A 23,598-nucleotide genomic window follows, 5' to 3' on the forward strand; every position below is an offset into this window, starting at 1 on the left:
GTCAGCCTGTCACGCGTGCCAGTCGAGCGGGACCCGGCGGGTGCGATCCCAGGGGCGCTCCCAGCCCGCGAAGTGCAGCAGCCGGTCGATCACCCCGGCCGTGAAGCCCCACACGAGGGCGGATTCGACCAGAAAGGCCGGTCCTGCGTGGCCCCGGGGGTGGACCGCGGTGGCCCGGTTCGCCGGGTCCGTGAGATCCGCCACGGGGACGGTGAAGACCCGGGCGGTCTCCGCCGCGTCCACCGCGCGCACCTCGGTGCGCTCGCGCCACCAGCCCAGGACCGGAGTCACCACGAAACCGCTCACCGGGATGTAGAGCCGGGGCAGCACGCCGAAGATCTGCACCCCGTCGGGGTCCAGGCCGGTCTCCTCCTCGGCCTCGCGCAGGGCGGCGCGCAGCGGCCCGGTGGTCCGGGGGTCGCCGTCCTCGGGGTCCAGGGCGCCGCCCGGGAAGGAGGGCTGGCCGCCGTGCGAGCGCAGCTGGCTGGCGCGCTCCATGAGCAGCAGCTCGGGTCCGGCCGGGCCTTCCCCGAAGAGGACCAGCACGGCGGACTGGCGTCCCGCGCCGTCCTCCGGCGGCAGGAACCGGCTGAGCTGGAGCGGCTCGATGCGGTCGGCGGCGCTCGCGACCGGGCCGAGCCACTCGGGCAGCCCGTCACGGCTCACGGCGGGCCCGTGGGGGCCGCCGCCCCCGGAGGCGGCCGGGCCGCCCTGGCCGCTTCCGTACGCCCTGCTGGGGGCGCTGGGGCCGCCGGTTCTGCTGGGGCCACTGGTTCTGTTGGGGCCGCTGGGGCCACTGGTCCTGCTGGTGTCACTCGCGTGCGTCATGGGCACCCCCGTCGTCCACCGGTCACAACGTCCGGGCCGGTCGCGTTCGTTCCGGCATCCCTCGGCTCATGGGCGCCGCGTCATCCGGCCCCCAGCGGCGGGGCCGGGCGCCCCGGGTAGTCCGGGGGCGGGGAGAGCCGCTGGCCGGGGAAGCCGCCCTTCTCGTACTTCAGGAGCTTCCTGGCCTTCTCCGGGTCCGTCTCGCCCTCCCCGTACGCCGGGCAGAGCGGGGCGATGGGGCAGGCGCCGCAGGCGGGCTTGCGCGCGTGGCAGATGCGGCGGCCGTGGAAGATGACGCGGTGCGAGAGCATCGTCCACTCGCTCTTGGGGAAGATCCCCGCGACGGCGGCCTCGACCTTGACCGGGTCCTCCTCGTCGGTCCACTTCCAGCGCCGGACCAGCCGCCCGAAGTGCGTGTCGACGGTGAGACCGGGGACACCGAAGGCGTTGCCCAGCACCACGTTGGCCGTCTTGCGGCCGACTCCCGGGAGCTTCACCAGGTCTTCCAGGCGCCCGGGCACCTCACCCCCGAACTCGTCGCGCAGGGCGACCGCGAGACCCATGATCGACTTGGTCTTGGCGCGGAAGAACCCGGTCGGCCGGATCAGCTCCTCGACCGCCTCGGGATCGGCCGCAGCCAGCTCCTCCGGGGTCGGATACGCGGCGAACAGCGCGGGCGTGGTCTGGTTGACCCGCAGGTCGGTCGTCTGGGCCGACAGGACCGTGGCGACCAGCAGCTCGAAGGGGTTGCGGAAGTCGAGCTCCGGGTGGGCGTACGGATACACCTCCGCCAGCTCCCGGTTGATCCGGCGGGCTCGGCGGACCATGGAGACGCGGGACTCGGGCGGGGCGGGCTTCTTGGCGGGCGCCGCGGTGGCGGCCTTCTTGGGGGCGGTCTTCTTGGGGGCGGTCTTCTTCGCCGCCGGAGCCTCGTCAGGGGCCGAGGCCGTGGCCGCCTGTCCCGGAGCCGCCTTCTGGGCCGCGGCCTTCGTGGCGGCCTTCTTGGAGGCGGGCTTCTTGGCCGCGGCCTTCTTGGTGGCCGCGGCCGCCGACGCGCCCGGGAGCGGCTCGGATGGCGACGCGGCCCGATTGGCCGATTTTGATACTTTCGCGGCTTTTTTCGGTTTACTCGTAGGCTGTTCGCCCACAGCGGAATCCTTGCCTGCCGACACTCTTGTGGCCCCCCTGGCCTGCGCTCTCACCGGCGAATTGGACACCCGGCCAGCCTAAAGGCACGCACTGACATGTGCCCCGGTCACGGCCGATCACCACCCCAATCGGCCCCCTGCCGCACAGTCCGGCGTTCGGGTGCGTCATCCTTGTGATTACCCGTGTGATTGATCGCACTGTTTACACCGTCCGGCAAAATGGGCAACACGGTCCCCTGTACCGGTCGACAAGGAGAGAACTCGTGGACGACGTTCTGCGGCGCGCCCCGCTCTTCGCGGCGCTCGATGACGAGCAGGCCGCGGAGCTCCGCGCCTCGATGAGTGAGGTGACGCTCGCCCGTGGCGACGCCCTCTTCCACGAGGGCGACCCCGGCGACCGCCTCTACGTGGTCACCGAGGGCAAGGTCAAGCTCCACCGCACTTCCCCCGACGGCCGCGAGAACATGCTGGCGGTCCTCGGCCCCGGCGAGCTCATCGGCGAGCTGTCGCTCTTCGACCCGGGCCCGCGCACCGCCACCGCGACCGCGCTCACCGAGGTCAAGCTGCTGGGCCTGGGCCACGGCGACCTCCAGCCCTGGCTGAACGCCCGGCCCGAGGTGGCCACGGCCCTGCTGCGCGCGGTCGCCCGCCGCCTGCGCAAGACCAACGACCAGATGTCCGACCTGGTCTTCTCCGACGTTCCGGGCCGCGTCGCCCGCGCGCTCCTGGACCTGTCGCGCCGCTTCGGCGTGCAGTCGGAGGAGGGCATCCACGTCGTGCACGACCTGACGCAGGAGGAGCTGGCCCAGCTGGTCGGCGCCTCCCGCGAGACGGTCAACAAGGCCCTGGCGGACTTCGCGCAGCGCGGCTGGCTGCGGCTCGAGGCCCGTGCGGTGATCCTGCTGGACGTGGAGCGGCTCGCGAAGCGGTCGCGCTGACGCGCACGCGTGCAGGTGTACGTCTACGTGTACGGGCCCGTCTCCCCTCGGGGAGGCGGGCCCGTCCCGTAGGCGGAGGAACCGGCTGACGGACCGGCTGACGGACTGACTGCCGGACCGGTTGCCGGACCGGTCGCCGGACCGGCTAGATGAGGCCGTGCTCGCTCAGGTACTCCAGTTGGGCGCGCACGGAGAGTTCCGCCGCCGGCCACAGGGACGGGTCGACGTCCGCGTAGACGCGGGCGACCACCTCCTCCGCCGTGGTGTGGCCGTCCTCCACCGCCGTCTCCACCTGGGCGAGCCGGTGGGCGCGGTGGGCGAGGTAGTACTCGACGGCGCCCTGCGCGTCGTCGAGGACGGGGCCGTGGCCGGGCAGGACGGTGTGGACGCCGTCGTCGACCGCCAGCGAGCGCAGCCGCCGCAGGGAGTCGAGGTAGTCCCCGAGGCGGCCGTCGGGGTGCGCCACGAGGGTCGTGCCGCGCCCGAGGACCGTGTCCCCCGTCAGCACGGCCGAGTCGGCGGGGAGATGGAAGCAGAGGGAGTCGGCGGTGTGGCCGGGGGTGGGCACCACCCACATCTCCAGTCCGCCGGTGGTGATCACGTCACCGGTCGCCAGGCCCTCGTCACCGAGGCGCAGCGCCGGGTCCAGGGCGCGTACGTGCGTACGGGTCAGTTCGGCGAAGCGGGACGCGCCTTCGGCGTGGTCGGGGTGGCCGTGGGTGAGCAGGGTCAGGGCGACGCGTTTGCCCATCCGCTCGGCGGTGGCGACCACGTTCCGCAGATGGCCCTCGTCGAGGGGGCCCGGGTCGACGACGACCGCGAGGTCGGAGTCGGGCTCGGCGACGATCCAGGTGTTGGTGCCGTCGAGGGTCATCGCGGAGGGGTTGGGCGCGAGGACGTTGACGGTACGGGTGGTGGCGGGGCCCGAGAGCACCCCGCCGCGGGGCCGGCCGGGGAGGGCCGCGGCTTCGGTCACGCGAGGGAACCTTCCGTGGGGAGCGGGAGTGTGGGGGCGGGAAGCGGGGATGTGGGGGCGGGAGGGGTCACGGGGTGCCGTCCGTGGTGCGTACCCGCTTGGTGAATTCGTCGCGTACCCGCTTGGTGAATTCGTCGTGCCCGGGCCAGCTCAGCACGATCTCGCCGTCCTCGCCGAGACGGGCACGCGCCAGTACGGGCGTGAGGTCGCGGGCGGCCGCGGCCTCGACCGTCTCGGCGGGGGTGGCGTACGGGAGGAGGGCGCGCAGGGTCGAGACCGTCGGGGGCATCATCAGCAGCTCGCCCGCGTCGTATCCGGCGAGGGCGTCGGCGGGCCGGATCCACACGGTCCGGTCGGCTTCCGTGGAGGCGTTGCGGGTGCGCTGGCCCTCGGGGAGCGCGGCGACGAAGAACCACGTGTCGTACCGCTTCGGCTCGAACTCGGGGGTGATCCAGCGGGCCCAGGCGCCGAGCAGGTCCGAGCGCAGGACGAGGGCGCGGCGGTCGAGGAACTCGGCGAAGGAGAGGTCGCGGGCGACGAGGGCGCGGCGGTCGGCCTCCCAGTCGTCGCCGGTGGTGTCGCCGACGACGCTGCCGGCGTCCGGACCGGCGAGGAGGACCCCGGCCTCCTCGTACGTCTCGCGGACGGCGGCGCAGACGATGGCCTGGGCGTCGTCCGGGGCCACGCCGAGGCGGGCCGCCCAGGTCTCGCGGCTGGGGCCGGCCCAGCCGATCCGTCTGGCGTCGTCCCGGGGGTCCACTCCGCCGCCGGGGTACGCGTAGGCGCCGCCGGCGAAGGCCATGGTGGTGCGGCGGCGCAGCATGTGCACGGCCTGGCCGCCACCGGCGCCCCCGCTCCCGTCCCGGTTTCCGTCCCCGTCCCCGTCCCCGGCGCGCAGGAGCAGGACGGTGGCGGCGCGGCGGGGCTGTACGGGGGTGAGGGTGCCGTGGGCTAGGGCGCGGATGCGGTCGGGCCATTCCGGCGGGTACCACTGACCATTGGGCATGGGCGCGAGGCTATCTCTTGGGGTGCGGGTGTTCGAGGGGGCGCCTCTGTGGCCGGGCGTCGTCTGCGGGTGGGTGGTGGGCTGGTCGCGCCCCTTGTGGCCGGGCGTCCTCCGCAGGCCGGTGGTGGGTTGCTCGCGCAGTTCCCCGCGCCCCTGATCGGGTCCGGAATTCGTCTGCGGGTCGGTGGGGGCTTGTCGCGCAGTTCCCCGCGCCCCCTAACGGGCCGGACCTCGTCCGCAGGTCGGTGGGGGTTGCTCGCGCAGTTCCCCGCGCCCCTTATCGGCTCGGACGTCGTCTGCGGGTCGGTGGGAGTTCCTCGCGCAGTTCCCCGCGCCCCTGATCGGGTCCGGATTTCGTCTGCGGGCCGGTGGGGGCTAGTCGCGCAGTTCCCCGCGCCCCTTAAAGGCCGGACCTCATCCGCAGGTCGGTGGGAGTTCCCCGCACCCCCTAACGGGCCGGACCTCGTCCGCAGGTCGGTGGGTTCCTCGCGCCCCTTGTCGGCCCGGGTCTTGTCTGCGGGTCGTCTGTGGCTGAGCGCGCAGTTCCCCGCGCCCCTGGCCACCTAGGGGCGCGGGGAACTGCGCGAGCAACCCACCACCGGCCCGCAGACGAACCCCGGGCCGATCAGGGGCGCGGGGAACTGCGCGAGCAACCCACCACCCACCCGCAGACGAACCCCGGGCCGATCAGGGGCGCGGGGAACTGCGCGAGCAAGCCACCACCCAGCCGCAGACGAACCCCGGGCAGTGCAGCGGCGCGGGGAACTGCGTGAGCAACCCACCGCCCAGCCGCGCCCGGGCATGGCACCCTCTAGGGGCGCGGGGGACCCGCATCCGGGCGGCCCGGCCCGGGGGCTTTATTTCGGGCAAACGCCCTTCTGTCGGGCTTCTCACGCCGTCCTCAGACAGCTCTCATCCAGCACCGCGAAGGTAATGCACATGACCTTCCCCGAGCAGCAGCCGAAGCAGACGCAGCCGCAGCCGCCGCACCCCTCCGCGCAGGGGCTCGGGGGCTACCCCCCGCCGCCCCCGTACGAACCCGGGACCGCGGACGGCACCCCCGGCCCGGCCCCGCGCCGCGCCCGCCGGTCCGTCGGGCTGCTCGCCGCCGTGGCGATCGCCGCCGCGGCCGTGGGCGGGGGGACCGCCACCCTCGTGGAGCGGTGGGCCGGGGACGACACCAGCGCCAGTGCGCCGAGCGTCCCGGGCACGAACGCCTCCAGGAGCACCACCGGCACCGTCTCCGGTGTCGCCCAGGCCGTCTCGCCCAGCATCGTGGAGATCAGCGCGACCTCCACCTCCGGCGAGTCCACCGGATCGGGCGTGATCATCACCGCGGGCGGCGAGATCATCACGAACAACCACGTCATCGCGGGCGCCGACGAGGTCAAGGTGCGGACCAGCGACGGCAAGTCGTACTCCGCGAGCGTCGTCGGGACCGACCCCGACAAGGACCTCGCGCTCGTCAAGGTGCGCGGGGCCAGCGGTCTCAAGCCCGCGAGCCTCGGCAACTCGGACAACCTCCGGGTCGGGGACCAGGTCGTCGCCATCGGCTCCCCCGAGGGCCTGACCGGCACCGTCACCAGCGGCATCATCTCCGCCCTCAACCGTGACGTCACCGTCGCCAAGGAGCAGGGACAGGACCAGAGGCAGGACCAGGGGCAGGGGCGGCAGCGCGGCGGGTGGCCCTTCGAGTTCGGCGGGCAGCAGTTCAACGGCGACACCGGCTCGTCCAAGACCACGTACAAGGCCATCCAGACCGACGCCTCGCTCAACCCGGGCAACTCCGGCGGCGCCCTGATCGACATGAACGGCAACATCGTCGGCATCAACTCCGCGATGTACAGCCCTAGTTCCGCGGGCGCCCAGTCCTCGTCCGCCGCGGGCAGCGTCGGGCTCGGGTTCGCCATCCCCGTCAACACCGTCAAGGCCGACCTCGCCTCCCTCCGCGCCGGCAGCGGCAGCGGCGACAGCAGCAGCAACAGCTGACCTCGGCGCGGGCGCGGGTCCGGCATGCGACGCTGGACAGCACCCGGCCCGACCCGCCCCGACCCCGAACTCCGAGGAAGACCCCCGAGCGATGAGCCCCGCAGCCGCCGAGGACGACACCCAGCGCATCCTGATCGTCGACGACGAGCCCGCCGTCCGTGAGGCGCTTCAGCGCAGCCTCGCCTTCGAGGGGTACGGGACGGAGGTCGCCGTCGACGGACTGGACGCGCTGGCCAAGGCGGAGGCGTACCGGCCCGACCTGATCGTCCTCGACATCCAGATGCCCCGGATGGACGGGCTGACCGCCGCCCGGCGGCTGCGCGGCGCCGGGTCCACGACCCCGGTCCTGATGCTCACCGCGCGCGACACGGTCGGCGACCGCGTCACCGGGCTGGACGCGGGCGCGGACGACTACCTGGTCAAGCCGTTCGAGCTGGACGAGCTGTTCGCCCGTATCCGCGCCCTGCTGCGCCGCAGCTCGTACGCGGCGCAGGCGGGCGGCGAGCAGCCCGACGGCAACGTCCTGGCCTTCGGCGACCTGCGCATGGACCTGGCGACCCGGGAGGTGACCCGGGGCGAGCGGGTGGTGGAGCTGACCCGTACGGAGTTCACGCTCCTGGAGATGTTCCTGGCCCACCCCCGCCAGGTGCTCACCCGGGAGCAGATCCTCAAGGCGGTCTGGGGCTTCGACTTCGAGCCGTCGTCCAACTCCCTCGACGTGTACGTCATGTACCTGCGCCGCAAGACCGAGGCGGGCGGCGAGCCGCGCGTGGTCCACACCGTGCGCGGGGTGGGGTACGCCCTGCGCTCGGGCGGCGCGGAGTGAACGGAGTCGTCCGGCGGTACCGGGCGATGCCGCTGCGGTCGCGGCTCGCCCTGCTGGTGGCGACGGCCGTCGCGGTCGCGGTCGCGGCCGTGTCGGTGGCGTGCTGGCTGCTGACCCGGGCCCAGCTCGGCGAGGAGCTGGACAACACGCTGCGCAACACCAGCGCCCCGCCCACGCTGGTGCAGGCCGCGCTCGCCACCTGCGGGGTGCCGGGGACGGTGCCCGACGACCAGCGGTCGGGATTCGCCTACATCCAGGTCGTCCTGATCGACGGCACCCGCTGCGCGGCCCCCGAGTCGCCGCCGGTGCGGGTCACGGGCCAGGACGTGGCCGTGGCGCGGGGCCACCGGCTCGACGCCCTGCACACCAGCGTCACCGACGGCGGCGTGGACGTCCGTGTGCGCACCCAGCGCCAGGAGATCGCGGGCCGGGCGGTCACCGTGTCGCTCTCCCGGCCGCTCACCGAGATCGACTCCTCGCTCAACCGGCTGGCGCTGCTCCTGGCGGGGCTCGCCGGGGCCGGGGTCGTGGCGGGCGGCGCCGCCGGGCTCTGGGTCGCGCGGACGGGCCTGCGTCCGGTGGACCGGCTGACCGGGACCGTCGAGCACGTGGCCCGCACCGAGGACCTCACCGTCCGCATCCCGGTCGAGGGCGAGGACGAGATCGCCCGGCTGTCGCGGTCCTTCAACGCGATGACCGCCGCCCTCGCCTCCTCCCGCGACCGGCAGTCGCAGCTGATCGCGGACGCGGGGCACGAGCTGCGCACCCCGCTGACCTCGCTGCGGACCAACATCGAGCTGCTGGCCCGGAGCGAGGAGACCGGCCGGGCCATCCCCGCCGCCGACCGCAAGGCGCTGATGGCGTCCGTCAAGGCGCAGATGACCGAACTGGCCGCGCTGATCGGGGACCTGCAGGAGCTGTCCCGGCCGGACGCGGTCCGCGCGGGTCCGCTGGAGGTCGTCGCCTTCCACGACATCGTCCGCATCGCCCTGGAGCGCGCCCGGCTGCGCGGCCCCGAGCTGGAGATCAGGGCCGGGCTGGCGCCCTGGTACGTACGGGCGGAGCCGGCGGCCCTGGAGCGGGCGGTCGTCAACGTGCTGGACAACGCGGTGAAGTTCAGCCCGCCGCGCGGCACCGTCGAGGTCACGCTCGACCGGGGCGTCCTGACCGTGCGCGACCAGGGTCCCGGCATCCCCGCCGATGAACTCCCGCACGTCTTCGAGCGGTTCTGGCGTTCGCCCTCGGCCCGTTCGCTGCCGGGTTCGGGGCTCGGCCTGTCCATCGTGGCCCGGACGGTCCAGCACGCGGGCGGCACGGTGACCCTCGGCGCGGCGACGGACGGCGGCGGCACGGTGGCCACGATCCGCCTGCCGGGGGCGCCGACCCCGCCGCCCGACGCCCCGGGGGTGTGAGCGCTGCGCCGGACGCGCGGCGGGCGGCGGGCGGGTGCGGAATGGGGAAAGGGGCGCCGGGAAGAACCCGGCGCCCCTTTCCCGTACGACGGAAGGCGGCTTTCCTTTACGACGGGAGGCGACTTTCCCCTATGACGGAAGGCGGCTTTCCCGTACGGCGGAAGGCGACTACTCGCCCGCCAGCTTGCCCACGACCGTGATCCGGCCGCCGGCCGGGGGCGCGAGCGGCGCGGACGCCGAGGAGTTCGCCGCCAGGTAGGCGTTGAAGACGTCCAGGTCGGAGGCGCCGACCAGCTTGTTCTTGCCCTGGCCGAGGGCCGCGAAGCCGTCGCCGCCGCCCGCGAGGAACTCGTTCATGGCGACGCGGTAGGTCTTCGCCGGGTCGAGGGCGACCCCGTTCAGCTTGACCGTGTCCACCAGGACGCGGTCCGCGCCCGCCTTGGTCATGTCGAGCGTGTAGCTGAAGCCCTTCGACACCTGGAGGATCTTCGGCGAGGCCGCGTTGCCGCCGCTGACCTGCTGCTGCAGGCCCTGGATGATCTGGGCCCCGGTCAGGTCGACCACGTTCATCATGTTGGTGAACGGCTGGACGGTGAACGCCTCGCCGTAGGTGACCACCCCGTCGCCCTCGCCGCCGCTCGCCTTGTACACGAGGTCGGAGCGGATGCCGCCCGGGTTCATGAAGGCGAGCTGGGCGCCGCCCTTGTCGGCCGGGGAGAGCCCGGCGAGCTGGGCGTCCGCGATGAGGTCGCCGAGCGGCTTCTCGGGCGCCTCGGAGCCGCGGCCGTTGATGTCGGCGGAGATGTAGCCCTGCGGGCGGCCCGCGATCGGGGCGGCCAGCTTGTTCCAGCGGGCGATCAGGTCGGTGATGTCCTGCGCCTTGGCCTGGTCGCGGCGGACGACGCGGTTGACCGACTTCGGCGACTTCACGGCGGTCCGGACGATGTCCTTGGTCCGCTTGTCGTAGGTGAGCGTGGTCTCGGTGAAGAGCTTGCCGTAGGAGGCCGCCGAGGTGACCATGCGCGGGTTGCCCGCCGGGTCGGGGACCGTGCAGGTGTAGGCCTGGTGGGTGTGGCCGGTGACCAGCGCGTCCACCTTGGGCGTGACGCCCTTGGCGATGTCGACGATCGGGCCGGACAGACCGCTTCCGGGACCGGCCGAGTCGCAGTCGTAGTTGTACGCGTTGGTCGCCGGCATCCCGCCCTCGTGGACGAGCGCGACGATGGACTTCACGCCCTGCCGGTCGAGCTCCTTGGCGTACTTGTTGATCGTCTCGATCTCGTCGTGGAACTTCAGGCCCTTGACGCCGGAGGCGGTCACGACGTCCGGGGTGCCCTCCAGGGTCACACCGATGAAGCCGATCTTGACGCCGTTCTTCTTCCAGACCGTGTACGGCTTGAGGATCGGCCTGCCGGTCTTCTCGCTGGTCACGTTGGCGGCCAGATACGGGAAGTCGGCGCCCCGGAACTTCTTCCCCTTCTCGTAGCAGCCCTCGACCGGGTGGCAGCCGCCGTTCTGCATCCGGGCCAGCTCGACCGCGCCCTCGTCGAACTCGTGGTTGCCCACGGCCGTCACGTCGAGGTCGATCCTGTTCAGCGCCTCGATGGTCGGCTCGTCGTGGAAGAGACCGGAGAGCAGCGGGCTGGCGCCGATCATGTCGCCGCCGGCGGCGGTGATCGAGTACGGGTGGCCCTTGCGCGCGGTGCGCAGCGAGGACGCCAGGTACTCGACGCCGCCGGCCGGTATGGACTTCACGGTCCCGTCGGGCTGCTTCTCGTTCACGGCGCCGGCCGAGCCGGCCGGCGGCTCCAGGTTGCCGTGCAGGTCGTTGAAGGAGAGGAGCTGGACGTCCACCGTCCGCGCGGGCTTCGGGTGCCCGTGGCCGTGGCCCTTGTCGTGGGCGTCGGCGGCCGGCATCGCGGCAATGAGGGCGCCGAGCGTGGTGAGGCCGGCGGCGGTCGCCAGGACCCGGCGGCCCGCACGGCCGCCGTGGTGCTTGCGGGGTGTCGCTGTCATCTCTCCCCTAAATGATTCAGCTGGTGGTGGAGCGTGGTGTGCGCGGAGAACCGCGAGCTGGTCGGGCGGTGGCCGAAACCCGATGGTCATGCCGCCGCGAGCGGAAGCCTAGGGTCAACGCGCGTAGCGCGACAGGGGGGTGCGGTTACGGGATGGTTGCCGTTTGTCGGTACGTCAGGTTTTGCCCCCGGTCGCCGTAGGCTCGTACCCATGACGACCGACCCCGCCGTGCCCGGCCCCTCCGGACGTGAGATCCGGACCCTCGACGAGCTCACCCACCCCCAGGCCCAGGAGGTCCTCGCGCTGCTCGCCGAGGCCGCCGGGACCGACGGGCAGCAGGCCGTGTCCGAGCAGGGCCGGCTCCAGCTGCGGGGCGGCCGGCGGCCCGGGATCCGCCACTTCCTGCTCACGCTCGCCACCGCCGAGGGGTCCGAGCTGATCGGGTACGCGCAGCTGGAGGACACCGACCCGGTCGAGGCACCCGCCGCCGAGCTCGTCATCCACCCCGCCCACCGGGGCCGCGGCCACGGCCGGGCGCTCGGTTCGGCGCTGCTGGGCGCGTCCGGCAAGCGGCTGCGGGTGTGGGCGCACGGCGGGCACTCCGCCGCCCGCCACCTCGCCCAGGTCCTCGGCCTCACCCTGTTCCGCGAACTGCGCCAGATGCGGCGGCCGTTGGGCCCCGCCGACATCGCCGAGCCGGTCTACCCGCCCGGCGTGAGCGTACGGACCTTCGTGCCCGGCGAGGACGACACGGCGTGGCTGGCCGTGAACGCGGCGGCCTTCTCCCACCACCCCGAGCAGGGCGCGCTCACCCAGCGCGACCTCGACGACCGCAAGGCGGAGCCCTGGTTCGACCCGAAGGGCTTCTTCCTCGCCGAGCGCGAGGGCCGGATCGTGGGCTTCCACTGGACGAAGGTGCACGCGGCGGAGAGGATCGGGGAGGTGTACGTGGTCGGGATCCGCCCGGACGCGCAGGGCGGGGGCCTGGGCAAGGCCCTCACCGCGACGGGGCTGCGGCATCTCGCGGCGGAGGGGCTGCCGGCGGCGATGCTGTACGTGGACGCCGACAACACGGCGGCGGTCGCCGTGTACGAACGCCTGGGGTTCACCACGCACGAGGTGGACCTGATGTACCGGACGGAGTCGTAGGACCGACCGGGCCCTGGGCGGCCTGCGCCCGGCTTTCGCCGGCGGACCGGGGGTGGCCGGTCGCGCGAGGCGCTCGGCGGCCTGTGCCCGGCTCTCGTCCGCGGACCGGGGGTGGCCGGTCGCGCGGTTCCTCGCGCCCCTGTCCGTAACCCGGCGCCGCGAGGCGCCGGCAGGGCCGGGCGCGGGCACTGCCACGTGCGGGTGTTCCTGACATCTGCGTCAGGCCTCGGATTCCCTCATGTCATGTCCCCGTTACCGCGTATTCAGACACGCTTGCGACGCTCGCTCAATGCAGCCCGAGGTGCCACCCTCCCGGAACGGGACCGCCGCCCGCCCCAAGGCGCTCACGCCTGCCCGCTCCGACCTGCTCTCCGACGCGCCTGAGAACGGTGTGGCGCGGAAGAATGGGTTCATGAGCCAGCAGCCAAGCGCCGAGGTCCGCCTCCAGCCCACCTCCCAGCCGTCGGTCGGTTCCATAGCCGCGCACCGGCCGCACACCCTCGCCGCGGCCGTCTCCGATCTGGAACCGGACATCGACGCGGATCTCGACGGGTACGACGGCTACGAGCGCGACCGCGAGGACGCCCCCGGCGGCGACGAGCTGCCCTCGGGGCGCTTCCTCGACCGCGAGCGCAGCTGGCTGGCGTTCAACGAGCGCGTCCTGGAGCTCGCCGAGGACCCGGCGACGCCCCTGCTGGAGCGGGCGAACTTCCTGGCGATCTTCGCCTCCAACCTGGACGAGTTCTTCATGGTCCGGGTGGCCGGCCTGAAGCGCCGTATCGCCACCGGCGTGGCCACCCGGTCCGCCTCCGGGCTCCAGCCCCGCGAGGTCCTGGACCTGATCTGGACCCGCTCGCGCGAACTCATGGCCCGGCACGCCGCCTGCTACCAGCAGGACGTGGCCCCGGCCCTCGCCGACGAGAACATCCACCTCATCCGCTGGCCCGACCTCACCGAGAAGGAGCAGGCGCGCCTCTTCACCCTCTTCCGCCAGCAGATCTTCCCGGTCCTCACCCCGCTGGCGGTGGACCCCGCGCACCCCTTCCCGTACATCTCGGGGCTCTCGCTCAACCTCGCGGTCGTCGTGCGCAACCCGGTCAGCGGCCACCGCCACTTCGCCCGGGTCAAGGTGCCTCCGCTGCTCTCGCGGTTCCTGGAGGCCTCCCCGCAGCGGTACGTGCCGCTGGAGGACGTCATCGCGGCCCACCTCGAAGAGCTCTTCCCCGGCATGGAGGTCCTGGCCCACCACATGTTCCGGGTGACCCGGAACGAGGACCTGGAGGTGGAGGAGGACGACGCCGAGAACCTCCTCCAGGCGCTGGAGAAGGAGCTCATGCGGCGCCGCTTCGGGCCGCCGGTGCGCCTGGAGGTCGAGGAGTCCATCGACCCGTACGTCCTGGACCTGCTGGTGCGCGAGCTGAAGATCAGCGACGCCGAGGTGTACCCGCTGCCCGGCCCGCTCGACCTCACCGGGCTCTTCGGCATCGCGGCGCTCGACCGGCCGGAGCTGAAGTTCCCCAAGTTCGTGGCCGGCACCCACCGCGACCTCGCCGAGGTCGAGTCGGCGTCCGCGCCGGACATCTTCGCCGCGCTGCGCGAGCGGGACGTGCTGCTCCACCACCCGTACGACTCCTTCTCCACCTCCGTACAGGCGTTCCTGGAGCAGGCCGCCGCCGACCCGGACGTCCTCGCCATCAAGCAGACCCTCTACCGCACCTCCGGCGACTCGCCGATCGTGGACGCCCTGATAGACGCCGCCGAGTCCGGCAAGCAGGTCCTCGTCCTGGTCGAGATCAAGGCCCGCTTCGACGAGCAGGCCAACATCAAGTGGGCCCGCAAACTGGAGGAGTCGGGCTGCCACGTGGTGTACGGCCTGGTCGGGCTGAAGACGCACTGCAAGCTGTCGCTGGTGGTGCGCCAGGAGGGCGACACCCTGCGCCGCTACTCGCACGTCGGCACCGGCAACTACCACCCCAAGACGGCCCGCCTCTACGAGGACCTGGGGCTGCTCACCGCCGACCCGCAGGTCGGCGCCGACCTCTCGGACCTCTTCAACCGGCTGTCGGGCTACTCGCGCCGCGAGACCTACCGCCGGCTGCTGGTCGCGCCCAAGTCCCTGCGCGACGGCCTGGTCTCGCGCATCAACAAGGAGACGGCCCACCACCGCGCCGGGCGCCCCGCCTACGTCCGCATCAAGGTCAACTCGATGGTCGACGAGGCCGTGATCGACGCCTGCTACCGCGCCTCGCAGGCCGGTGTGCCGGTCGACATCTGGGTACGCGGCATCTGCGCGGCCCGGCCCGGCGTCGCCGGGCTCTCCGAGAACATCCGGGTGCGGTCGATACTGGGGCGCTTCCTCGAGCACTCGCGGCTCTTCGCGTTCGGCAACGGCGGCGAGCCCGAGGTGTGGCTGGGCAGCGCCGACATGATGCACCGCAACCTGGACCGCCGCATCGAGGCACTGGTACGGGTCACCGACCCGCACCACCGCATCGCCCTCACCCGGCTCCTGGAGACCGGGATGTCGGACACCACCACCTCCTGGCACCTGGGCCCGGACGGCGAGTGGACCCGGCACGCCGTCGACGCCGACGGGCAGCCGCTGCGCCATGTCCAGGAGATGCTGATAGACGCCCGGAGGCGCCGGCGTGCCACACCCTGAGAACATCCCCCGACCGCAGACCGCCGGGGACGTCCTGTCCCCCTATCTCCACGCGCAGGCGGGGGAGTTCCTGCGCGGCCTGCGTCTGCACCGCGAGGCGGGGCCCGACAACGAGGGCGCCGAGGAGGCCGCGCGGGCACTGCGGCGCGCCGCCCGCCGCATCGGCGCCACCCTGCACACCTTCCGCCCGCTGCTCGACCCGGTGTGGGCGGAGGCGCTGCGCACCGAACTGTCCTGGCTGCGCGCCACCCTGGCCGGGGAGCACGCCTGCGCGGCCCGGCTCGCCCGGCTGCTCGACGGCCTCCAGCGGCTCTCCGGCGGCCCGCAGGTGCCCGCGCCGCGCGGTGAGGCGGCGGCCTCGGCGGTGGGCGCGGCGCGGGCCGGGGCGCTGCTCGACCGCCGGCTCACCCTGGCCCGCACCCGGGCGCACTCGGCGGCCCTCCAGGCGCTGGGCTCCTCCCGCTTCCACGCGGTGGCCGACGCGGTGGCGCTGCTCGCCAGCGAGGTGCCGCTGTCCGGTTCGGCGGCGGCGTACGCGGTGGAGGTGCTGCCGCCCGCCGCCCGCCTCGCCGAGCAGCGGCTCGGCCAGGCGGTGGCCGCGCTGCCGCTGGCCCGCGCGGCCCATCCGTACAACGCGGAGGCGCTGGCGGGTCTGGGCGAGGCCCAGGACGCGCCCTGGCACCAGGTGCGGCGGCTGCTGCGGCTGCACCGGTACGCCCAGGAGGTGCTGCGCACCGGGCTGCCGTACGAGGACGACGAGCGGCTGCTGCGGGCCGGGCTCGCGCTCGACCGGCACCGCGACGCCTCCGAGGCCGCCGCCGACGCCGCGGCCGCCGCCCGCACCCCGAGGATCGCCCCGGCCACGGCCTACGCGCTGGGCGTGCTCCACGCCGACCAGCGGCACGAGGTGGAGGCTGCCCGGTTCGCCTTCCAGCAGGTCTGGCAGCCGAGGGCGGCGGTGGGCGCGCATCCGGGCGCCGAGGAGCCCGCGCCGGCCGGCGCGCGGGTGGCCGCGCCGTGAACCGGGACGGGACGGTGCGCGCGGCGGGCTGCGTGCTGTGGCGCCGGTCGCCGGAGGGAGCCGGGGGGCCGGAAGGAGCCGGGGGGCTGGAGATCTGCCTGGTGCACCGGCCGAAATACGACGACTGGTCGCACCCCAAGGGCAAGCTCAAGCCCGACGAGGAGCCGCTGGCGGGCGCGGTCCGGGAGGTTCGGGAGGAGACCGGCCACTCCTGCGTGCCCGGCGCGCGGCTGCCCTCCGCCCACTACATCGATCCCCAGGGCCGCCCCAAGACGGTCGACTACTGGTCCGCCGAGGCCGGCGGGGGCCGTTTCCAGCCGAACGACGAGATCGACCGGGTGCTGTGGCTGACCCCGGAGGCGGCCCGCGAACGGCTCACCCAGCCGCGCGACCGGACCCTGGTGGACGCCCTGCTGGACGCGCTGCGCCGGTCCTGAGAGGACGCCGGAGAGGACCCCCGGAGGACTCCTGAGAGGGCTTCCGTACGGGGTCCGCCGCCGCTCCCCCGCGCCCCCTCGGCGTCGGTTTCCGGCCGGGTGCCGTTCACCCCGGGAGGCGGCTCAACACGAACCGGTAACGGTCGGCACCGCACTGTCCGGCACGGTTCACCTCCCGTTCACTCTCCTCCGTCGGTGGCTTCACCTGTTCTGCCTAATTTCGGCCTTACACGGTGTGAGGCGACCCGCCCGACCGGACACCTCTTCGCACGCCGCCGTACAACGGACGCACCCCGGCGGCTCCTGGAAGGAACACCCGAAAGTGAAGCTTCAGCGCAAGAACCGGCTCCGCGCCACCGCCCTCGGCGTCATCGCCGTGTCCAGCGCCCTGGCCCTCACGGCGTGCGGCAGCGACGACAACGACAAGGGTTCGGGCTCCACCGGCGGGACCGGCGGCAAGACGAGCGCCGCGTCGAACATCAAGTGCGACGGCGCCAAGGGCCAGTTGCTGGCCTCCGGTTCCTCCGCGCAGAAGAACGCCATGGACCTCTGGGTCAAGAACTACATGGCGGCCTGCAAGGGTGTGGAGATCAACTACAAGGGCTCCTCGTCCGGCGAGGGCATCATCAACTTCAACCAGGGCACGGTCGCCTTCGCCGGCTCCGACTCCGCGCTCAAGCCGGAGGAGGTCGCCAACTCCAAGAAGATCTGCACCGGCGGCCAGGGCATCAGCCTCCCGATGGTCGGCGGCCCGATCGCGATCGGCTACCACCTGGAGGGTGTCGACAGCCTGGTCCTGGACGCCCCGACGCTCGCCAAGATCTTCAAGGGCGACATCAAGAAGTGGAACGACGAGGCCATCGCCAAGCTGAACTCGGGCGCCAAGCTCCCGGACAAGGCGATCCAGCCGTTCCACCGCTCCGAGGACTCCGGCACCACCCAGAACCTCGGCAAGTACCTCGGCGCCACCGCCAAGTCCGACTGGACCTACGCCCCGGAGAAGAAGTGGCCCGCCCCGGGCGGCCAGGCCGCGTCCGGCTCCGCCGGTGTCGCCGCGCAGGTCAAGCAGACGGACGGCGCGATCGGCTACTTCGAGCTCTCCTACGCCACCTCGCAGTCCATCAAGACCGTGGACATCAACACGGGCGCCGCCGCCCCGGTCAAGGCCACCCCGGAGAACGCCTCCAAGGCGATCGCCGCCGCCAAGATCAAGGGCACCGGCAAGGACCTCGCCCTGGGCCTGGACTACGCCACCAAGGCCGAGGGCGCCTACCCGATCGTCCTCGTCACGTACGAGATCGCCTGCGACAAGGGCAACAAGGCCGACACCCTCGGCACGGTGAAGTCCTTCCTGACCTACACCTCGGGCGACGAGGGCCAGAAGATCCTCTCCGACGCCGGCTACGCGCCGATCCCGGCGGAGATCAACGCCAAGGTCCGCGAGACCGTCGCCGGTCTCCAGTAACACCCGTCGGTCCGAGGGGCGCGCGCCGAACCGGCCGCCCCGAGGCCCCTGGGGCGGGGGCCCCGACCGGCCCCCGCCCCCACCATCCGGTGCACCGCCGCCAGGGGACCCACACCGTCCCCGCCCACAGACCGGAAAGATCGATGGCTTCCCTGACCACGAACACTCCGCCACCACCGGCTCCGGCCCCCGCCCCGCGCCGCGCGTCCACCGGCCGCGCGGGCGACAGGGTCTTCCTCGGCCTCTCCCGGGGCTCCGGCATCCTGCTGCTCGCCCTGATGGCGTCGATCGCCCTCTTCCTGAGCGTGCGCGCCGCGATAGCCCTGTCGAAGGACGAGGGCAACTTCCTCACCACCTTCGACTGGAACCCCGCCGCCGAGAAGCCGGTCTTCGGCATCGCCGTCCTGCTCTTCGGCACCGTCGTCAGCTCGGTCGTCGCGATGGCCATCGCGGTTCCGATCGCCGTCGGCATCGCCCTGTTCATCTCCCACTACGCGCCGCGCAAGCTGGCCGCGCCCCTGGGTTACGTCGTCGACCTGCTCGCCGCGATCCCCTCGATCGTCTACGGCATCTGGGGCGCCCTCTTCCTCGTGCCGTACCTGGAGGGCCTGAACTCCTGGCTCGACGAGTACCTGGGCTGGACGTACGTCTTCGAGAAGACCGAGGTCGGCGTCGCCCGCTCGCTCTTCACCGTCGGCATCCTGCTCGCGATCATGATCCTGCCGATCGTGACCAGCGTGAGCCGCGAGGTCTTCCTCCAGGTCCCGCGGATGAACGAGGAGGCCGCCCTGGCGCTGGGCGCCACCCGCTGGGAGGTCATCCGGATGTCGGTGCTGCCCTTCGGCCGCTCCGGCGTCATCTCCGCCTCGATGCTGGGCCTCGGGCGCGCGCTCGGCGAGACGATGGCCGTCGCCACGGTCCTCTCCCCCAGCTACCTGCTCTCCGCCCACATCCTCAACCCGGGTGGCGGCACCTTCGCCCAGAACATCGCGGCGAAGTTCGACGAGGCAAACGAGCTGGGCCGGGACGCCCTGATCGCCTCCGGCCTGGTGCTCTTCATCCTCACCCTGCTGGTCAACGGCGCGGCCCGCCTGATCATCGCGCGCCGCAAGGAGTACTCGGGGGCGAACGCCTGATGTCCAACGCAGTTGTCCAGGACACCCGCCCGGCCGCGTCCGCGCCCCGCAAGGGCGGCCTGAGCCGCCGGGGCCTGCCCCGCTGGGCCGGGGCCGCCTTCGGCGCCGCCGGCATCGCGCTCGGCTGCGGCATCGGCCTCGCCTTCGGCCTGGAGAGCAAGGTCCAGTGGGGCCTGATCTCCGCGGTCCTGTTCGTGCTCGTCTCGTACGCCGTCACCTCGGCCGTCGAGAACAAGCGCCAGGCCAAGGACCGCGTCGCCACCTCGCTCGTGTGGGTCTGCTTCATCCTCGCCCTGATCCCCCTGCTCTCCCTGCTGTGGACGACGGTCAGCCGGGGCACCAAGGTCCTCGACGGCGACTTCCTCACCCACTCCATGGCCGGCGTCCCCGGCTTCGAGAAGGGCGGCGGCGTCTACCACGCGCTGGTCGGCACCCTGGAGCAGGTCGGCATCGCCACCCTGATCTCCGCCCCGCTCGGCCTGCTGACCGCGGTCTACCTGGTGGAGTACGGCAAGGGCGCGCTCGCCAAGGCCGTGACGTTCTTCGTCGACGTGATGACCGGCATCCCCTCCATCGTGGCGGGCCTGTTCATCCTCACCCTGATGCTGATGTTCGAGCTGAAGCCGTCCGGCTTCATGGGCTCCCTGGCGCTGGCGATCCTGATGATGCCGGTCGTGGTCCGCTCCACCGAGGAGATGCTCAAGCTCGTCCCGAACGAGCTGCGCGAGGCCTCCCTCGCCCTCGGCGTGCCGAAGTGGCGCACGATCCTGAAGGTGGTCCTGCCGACCGCGATCGGCGGCATCACCACGGGCGTCATGCTCGCCATCGCCCGTATCGCCGGCGAGACCGCGCCGATCATGCTGCTCGTCTTCGGCAGCCAGCTGATCAACACCAACCCGTTCGACGGCGCCCAGTCCTCGCTCCCCTTCTACATCTGGGAGCAGTACCGGGTGGGCAGCGAGGCGTCGTACGACCGCGCCTGGGCCGCCGCCCTGGTCCTGATCGCCTTCGTCATGATCCTCAATCTGGTGGCCCGCGGCATCGCCCGCTGGAAGGCCCCGAAGACCGGCCGCTGACGCGACCAACGAAAGAAGCAGTGATTCTGATGGCCAAGCGAATCGACGTCAGCGGCCTGACCGCCTACTACGGCTCCCACAAGGCGATCGAGGACATCTCGATGACCGTGGAGCCCCGCTCGGTGACCGCCTTCATCGGCCCGTCCGGCTGCGGCAAGTCCACCTTCCTGCGCACCCTGAACCGGATGCACGAGGTCACCCCCGGCGGCCGCGTCGAGGGCAAGGTGCTCCTGGACGACGAGAACCTGTACGGCAGGGACGTCGACCCGGTCGCGGTGCGCCGTACGGTCGGCATGGTCTTCCAGCGCCCGAACCCGTTCCCCACCATGTCGATCTTCGACAACGTGGCGGCCGGGCTGCGCCTCAACGGTTCGTACAAGAAGAACCAGCTGGCGGACGTGGTCGAGAAGTCCCTCAAGGGCGCGAACCTCTGGAACGAGGTCAAGGACCGCCTCAACAAGCCCGGCTCGGGCCTGTCCGGCGGCCAGCAGCAGCGGCTGTGCATCGCCCGCGCGATCGCGGTCGAGCCGGACGTCCTGCTGATGGACGAGCCCTGCTCGGCCCTGGACCCGATCTCCACCCTCGCGATCGAGGACCTGATCGGCGAGCTGAAGGAGCGCTTCACGATCGTCATCGTGACGCACAACATGCAGCAGGCGGCGCGCGTCTCGGACCGTACGGCGTTCTTCAACCTGGCGGCCGTGGGCCAGCCCGGGCGCCTGGTGGAGCTCGACGAGACCGAGCGGATCTTCTCCAACCCGTCCGTCCAGGCGACCGAGGACTACATCTCGGGCCGCTTCGGATAACCCCGGACCGTCTGCGGTGCTGCATGGCGGTGCCACCGCAAGACGAAGGGCCCGCCCCCTGGTGCCAGGGGGCGGGCCCCTTTACGTAACCCCCGCCAAGCCCGGGAGACCGTTTGCGCCCGCGGGCCCTGAAGGGGCGCGGGGAACTGCGCGACCGGCCCCCACCGACCCGCGGGCAAAAGCAAAGGGGGCCCGGGGCAGAGCCCCGAGCCCCCCGTAACGCGGCTCAGCCGAAGAAGATCCGCACCACGTAGTAGCTCGCCGCCGCGACGATCGCCGCCGCGGGCATCGTGATGAACCACCCGAGGATGATGTTCTTCGCCACACCCCATCGCACCGCGTTGACGCGCTTGGTCGCCCCCACACCCATGATCGCGGACGTGATGACGTGCGTCGTCGAGATCGGCGCGTGGAACAGGAACGCCGACCCGAACATGATCGAGGCCCCCGTGGTCTCCGCGGCGAACCCCTGCGGCGGATCAAGCTCGATGATCTTCCGCCCGAGGGTCCGCATGATGCGCCACCCACCGGCGTACGTCCCCAGCGACAGCATCGCCGCGCAGGCGATCTTCACCCAGATCGGGATCTCGTCGCCCGCGGACTGCACGTCCGCGATGACCAGGGCCATCACCACGATGCCCATGGTCTTCTGCGCGTCCTGGAGGCCGTGGCCAAGCGCCATGCCCGCCGCCGAGACGGTCTGCGCGATACGGAAGCCCCGCTTGGCCTTGTGCGGGTTGGACTTGCGGAACATCCACAGGATCGCGCACATCACCAGGTAACCGGCGACGAGCCCGATCACCGGCGAGACGAACATCGGTACGACGACCTTGTCGAGCACCCCGTCCCAGTGGACGGTCGTCCCGCCCGCGAGCGCCGCGCCGACCATGCCGCCGAACAGGGCGTGCGAGGACGAGGACGGCAGCCCGAAGTACCAGGTCACCAGGTTCCAGATGATCGCCCCGACCAGCGCGGCGAACAGGATCCCCATCCCCTTGTTGCCCTCGGGGGTGGCGATCAGGCCCTCGCTGACGGTCTTGGCGACCCCGCTGCCGAGGAAGGCACCGGCGAGGTTCATCACGGCGGCCATGGCCAGCGCCGCACGCGGGGTCAGCGCCCGCGTCGAGACGGAGGTCGCGATGGCGTTCGCCGAGTCGTGGAACCCGTTCGTGTACGTGAATCCGAGCGCGACCGCGATGGTCACGATCAGTGCGAAGGTGTCCACGAAGCTCAGGACTCCTTGACGGCGATGGTCTCCACCGTGTTCGCCACGTGCTCGAAGGCGTCGGCGGCCTCTTCGAGCACGTCCACGATCTGCTTGAGCTTGAGCACCTCAATGGCGTCGTACTTGCCGTTGAAGAGATGGGCGAGCAGCTTGCGGTGGATCTGGTCGGCCTGGTTCTCCAGACGGTTGACCTCGATCCAGTACTCGGTGAGGTTGGACATCGTCCGCAGGTTCGGCATGGCCTCGGCGGTCAGCTCGGCCGCCCGCGCCAGGACCTCGATCTGCTGCTCGACGCCCTTGGGCAGCTCCTCGACGTTGTAGAGGACGACGAGGTCGACGGCCTCCTCCATGAAGTCCATGATGTCGTCGAGGCACGACGCGAGGTTGTAGATGTCCTCGCGGTCGAACGGCGTGATGAACGAGGAGTTCAGCTGGTGGAAGATCGCGTGGGTCGCGTCGTCACCCGCGTGCTCCGCTGCCCGCATCCGCTCCGCGATCTCGGCCCGGGACGCGGAATCCGCTCCGAGCAGTTCCATCAGGAGCTTCGAGCCCGTGACGATGTTGTCCGCGGACGCGGAGAACATGTCGTAGAAGCTCGTCTCCCTGGGGGTCAGACGAAAGCGCACGTGGGGTCCTCGGGGTGCTCTGGATTCGGTCAGGCTGATGCTAGGCGCATCATCCGGCCACGGCTAACCGGCGTACTTCAGTGTCGCCCATCAGGCACAGTGATCAGCACGGGCCCCCGGCCCGTATCCGTACCCCCTTCCACGGGGTTCGTTACCCTATACCCACGAGGGGTATCCACCCCCTCTTCTGACCACGGGAGGACGCGATGACGACCACCGAGCCCGCCGAGCCGGACACCGTCCTCACGGACCAGCCGCACGCGGTACACGGCTACCACAAGCAGAAGGAAGAACACCTCAAGCGGCTGCGCAGGATCGAGGGGCAGATCCGCGGGCTCCAGCGCCTGGTGGACGAGGACGTCTACTGCATCGACATACTCACCCAGGTCTCCGCGTCCACCAAGGCCCTCCAGTCCTTCGCCCTCCAGCTCCTGGAGGAGCACCTGCGGCACTGCGTGGCGGACGCCGCGGTGAAGGGCGGCGGGGAGATCGACGCGAAGGTGGAAGAGGCCACGAAGGCGATCGCCCGCCTGCTGCGCACCTGAGCGACCGGCCCCCGACGGCCCGGCCCAGTGGCTCGCCTGTGTTGCCCGCCTCTGTGGCCGCCTGGCCGGAAAGCGGCGGTCGGGCCCCGGTCACGTGCACCGGGAGCCGCGGGCCTGGCCGAAATCAGCCCCCGGCGCCGGCGGGGGTCTCGGGCTCGACCTTGAGCACCTCGTCGATCAGGTCGGGACTGAGCCGCTCCCCGTCGGCGGCCGAGGCGGCGATCATCAGCTCACCGCACAGCTCGATCTCGACGAGGGCCACGTGGTCCTGGACGGTTGTGCTGCGGAGCCCGGCCACGCACCTCACCCCT

21 protein-coding genes are annotated in these 23,598 nt (G+C 72.1%); 13 read left to right on the plus strand and 8 right to left on the minus strand.

The window, feature by feature from the left end; translation table 11 throughout:
- Window positions 1–9: 9 nt before the first annotated feature.
- Together AC069K_RS29850 and nth are read right to left on the minus strand one after the other, a co-directional pair.
- Complete coding sequence (locus AC069K_RS29850) at window positions 10–828, minus strand: NUDIX hydrolase (protein WP_478621526.1); 819 nt, start codon at window positions 826–828, stop codon at window positions 10–12.
- 80 nt (window positions 829–908) lie between these two features.
- A complete protein-coding gene (nth, locus tag AC069K_RS29855) occupies window positions 909–1,976 on the minus strand; it encodes an endonuclease III (protein ID WP_478621528.1) in 1,068 nt (355 codons plus the stop codon).
- A gap of 263 nt (window positions 1,977–2,239) precedes the next feature.
- Between nth and AC069K_RS29860 the strand changes: the two genes are divergently transcribed.
- Window positions 2,240–2,914 carry a Crp/Fnr family transcriptional regulator gene (locus AC069K_RS29860; protein WP_017947815.1) on the plus strand — a complete coding sequence of 225 codons (675 nt, stop codon included), beginning with the start codon at window positions 2,240–2,242 and terminating at the stop codon, window positions 2,912–2,914.
- A 145-nt stretch (window positions 2,915–3,059) separates the two neighbouring features.
- On the opposite strand, the gene AC069K_RS29865 is transcribed toward AC069K_RS29860, so the two are convergent.
- Both AC069K_RS29865 and AC069K_RS29870 read right to left on the minus strand, forming a co-directional pair.
- Window positions 3,060–3,890, minus strand: coding sequence for an MBL fold metallo-hydrolase (locus tag AC069K_RS29865; protein ID WP_365100038.1), 831 nt, complete (start codon window positions 3,888–3,890; stop codon window positions 3,060–3,062).
- A gap of 67 nt (window positions 3,891–3,957) precedes the next feature.
- Window positions 3,958–4,896: an NUDIX hydrolase gene (locus AC069K_RS29870; protein WP_478621531.1), complete on the minus strand. Its 939-nt coding sequence runs from the start codon at window positions 4,894–4,896 to the stop codon at window positions 3,958–3,960.
- Window positions 4,897–5,829: 933 nt separating this feature from the next.
- On the opposite strand from AC069K_RS29870, the gene AC069K_RS29875 reads away from it, so the two are divergent.
- From AC069K_RS29875 to AC069K_RS29885, 3 genes are all read left to right on the plus strand, one after another.
- Complete coding sequence (locus AC069K_RS29875) at window positions 5,830–6,885, plus strand: S1C family serine protease (RefSeq protein ID WP_478621533.1); 1,056 nt, start codon at window positions 5,830–5,832, stop codon at window positions 6,883–6,885.
- A gap of 91 nt (window positions 6,886–6,976) precedes the next feature.
- Window positions 6,977–7,711: a response regulator transcription factor gene (locus tag AC069K_RS29880; RefSeq protein WP_358832006.1), complete on the plus strand. Its 735-nt coding sequence runs from the start codon at window positions 6,977–6,979 to the stop codon at window positions 7,709–7,711.
- Window positions 7,708–9,123 carry a sensor histidine kinase gene (locus tag AC069K_RS29885; RefSeq protein ID WP_478621535.1) on the plus strand — a complete coding sequence of 472 codons (1,416 nt, stop codon included), beginning with the start codon at window positions 7,708–7,710 and terminating at the stop codon, window positions 9,121–9,123. Before AC069K_RS29880 ends, AC069K_RS29885 begins: the two co-directional genes overlap by 4 nt.
- Before the next feature lie 168 nt (window positions 9,124–9,291).
- On the opposite strand, the gene AC069K_RS29890 is transcribed toward AC069K_RS29885, so the two are convergent.
- Window positions 9,292–11,139 (minus strand): bifunctional metallophosphatase/5'-nucleotidase, encoded by a 1,848-nt coding sequence (locus tag AC069K_RS29890; RefSeq protein WP_478621537.1) that lies wholly within the window; start codon window positions 11,137–11,139, stop codon window positions 9,292–9,294.
- Between the two features lie 210 nt (window positions 11,140–11,349).
- On the opposite strand from AC069K_RS29890, the gene mshD reads away from it, so the two are divergent.
- The 8 genes from mshD (at window position 11,350) to pstB (ending at window position 20,891) form a co-directional block, all read left to right on the plus strand.
- Window positions 11,350–12,288: a mycothiol synthase gene (gene mshD / locus AC069K_RS29895; protein WP_358832003.1), complete on the plus strand. Its 939-nt coding sequence runs from the start codon at window positions 11,350–11,352 to the stop codon at window positions 12,286–12,288.
- A 412-nt stretch (window positions 12,289–12,700) separates the two neighbouring features.
- Entirely contained in the window at window positions 12,701–14,950 is a 2,250-nt protein-coding gene (locus AC069K_RS29900) for an RNA degradosome polyphosphate kinase (protein WP_358832002.1), read from the plus strand.
- Window positions 14,937–15,971 (plus strand): CHAD domain-containing protein, encoded by a 1,035-nt coding sequence (locus AC069K_RS29905; protein WP_478621540.1) that lies wholly within the window; start codon window positions 14,937–14,939, stop codon window positions 15,969–15,971. The genes AC069K_RS29900 and AC069K_RS29905 overlap by 14 nt, the downstream gene beginning before the upstream one ends.
- Window positions 15,968–16,408 carry an NUDIX hydrolase gene (locus tag AC069K_RS29910; protein ID WP_478621542.1) on the plus strand — a complete coding sequence of 147 codons (441 nt, stop codon included), beginning with the start codon at window positions 15,968–15,970 and terminating at the stop codon, window positions 16,406–16,408. Before AC069K_RS29905 ends, AC069K_RS29910 begins: the two co-directional genes overlap by 4 nt.
- Window positions 16,409–16,730: 322 nt before the next feature.
- A complete protein-coding gene (gene pstS / locus AC069K_RS29915) occupies window positions 16,731–17,873 on the plus strand; it encodes a phosphate ABC transporter substrate-binding protein PstS (RefSeq protein WP_365100015.1) in 1,143 nt (380 codons plus the stop codon).
- Window positions 17,874–18,016: 143 nt separating this feature from the next.
- Window positions 18,017–19,009, plus strand: coding sequence for a phosphate ABC transporter permease subunit PstC (gene pstC / locus AC069K_RS29920; protein WP_365100013.1), 993 nt, complete (start codon window positions 18,017–18,019; stop codon window positions 19,007–19,009).
- Window positions 19,009–20,085: a phosphate ABC transporter permease PstA gene (gene pstA / locus AC069K_RS29925; protein ID WP_478621545.1), complete on the plus strand. Its 1,077-nt coding sequence runs from the start codon at window positions 19,009–19,011 to the stop codon at window positions 20,083–20,085. The genes pstC and pstA overlap by 1 nt, the downstream gene beginning before the upstream one ends.
- Before the next feature lie 29 nt (window positions 20,086–20,114).
- The gene (gene pstB / locus AC069K_RS29930) at window positions 20,115–20,891 is read left to right on the plus strand and encodes a phosphate ABC transporter ATP-binding protein PstB (RefSeq protein ID WP_358833702.1); all 777 of its coding nucleotides are present in this window, start codon (window positions 20,115–20,117) and stop codon (window positions 20,889–20,891) included.
- A gap of 226 nt (window positions 20,892–21,117) precedes the next feature.
- Here pstB and AC069K_RS29935 read toward each other — a convergent pair whose 3' ends face one another.
- Together AC069K_RS29935 and AC069K_RS29940 are read right to left on the minus strand one after the other, a co-directional pair.
- Window positions 21,118–22,116, minus strand: coding sequence for an inorganic phosphate transporter (locus tag AC069K_RS29935; protein WP_358833703.1), 999 nt, complete (start codon window positions 22,114–22,116; stop codon window positions 21,118–21,120).
- A gap of 5 nt (window positions 22,117–22,121) precedes the next feature.
- Window positions 22,122–22,742, minus strand: coding sequence for a DUF47 domain-containing protein (locus AC069K_RS29940; RefSeq protein WP_067155188.1), 621 nt, complete (start codon window positions 22,740–22,742; stop codon window positions 22,122–22,124).
- A gap of 206 nt (window positions 22,743–22,948) precedes the next feature.
- Here AC069K_RS29940 and AC069K_RS29945 point away from each other — a divergent pair, with 206 nt between their 5' ends.
- Window positions 22,949–23,287 carry a metal-sensitive transcriptional regulator gene (locus tag AC069K_RS29945; protein WP_358833704.1) on the plus strand — a complete coding sequence of 113 codons (339 nt, stop codon included), beginning with the start codon at window positions 22,949–22,951 and terminating at the stop codon, window positions 23,285–23,287.
- A 124-nt stretch (window positions 23,288–23,411) separates the two neighbouring features.
- Here the strand turns inward: AC069K_RS29945 and AC069K_RS29950 are convergent, their stop codons facing one another.
- The gene (locus AC069K_RS29950) at window positions 23,412–23,585 is read right to left on the minus strand and encodes a hypothetical protein (protein WP_358833705.1); all 174 of its coding nucleotides are present in this window, start codon (window positions 23,583–23,585) and stop codon (window positions 23,412–23,414) included.
- Window positions 23,586–23,598: the final 13 nt, after the last annotated feature.

The organism is Streptomyces sp. NPDC043908 (assembly GCF_056435525.1).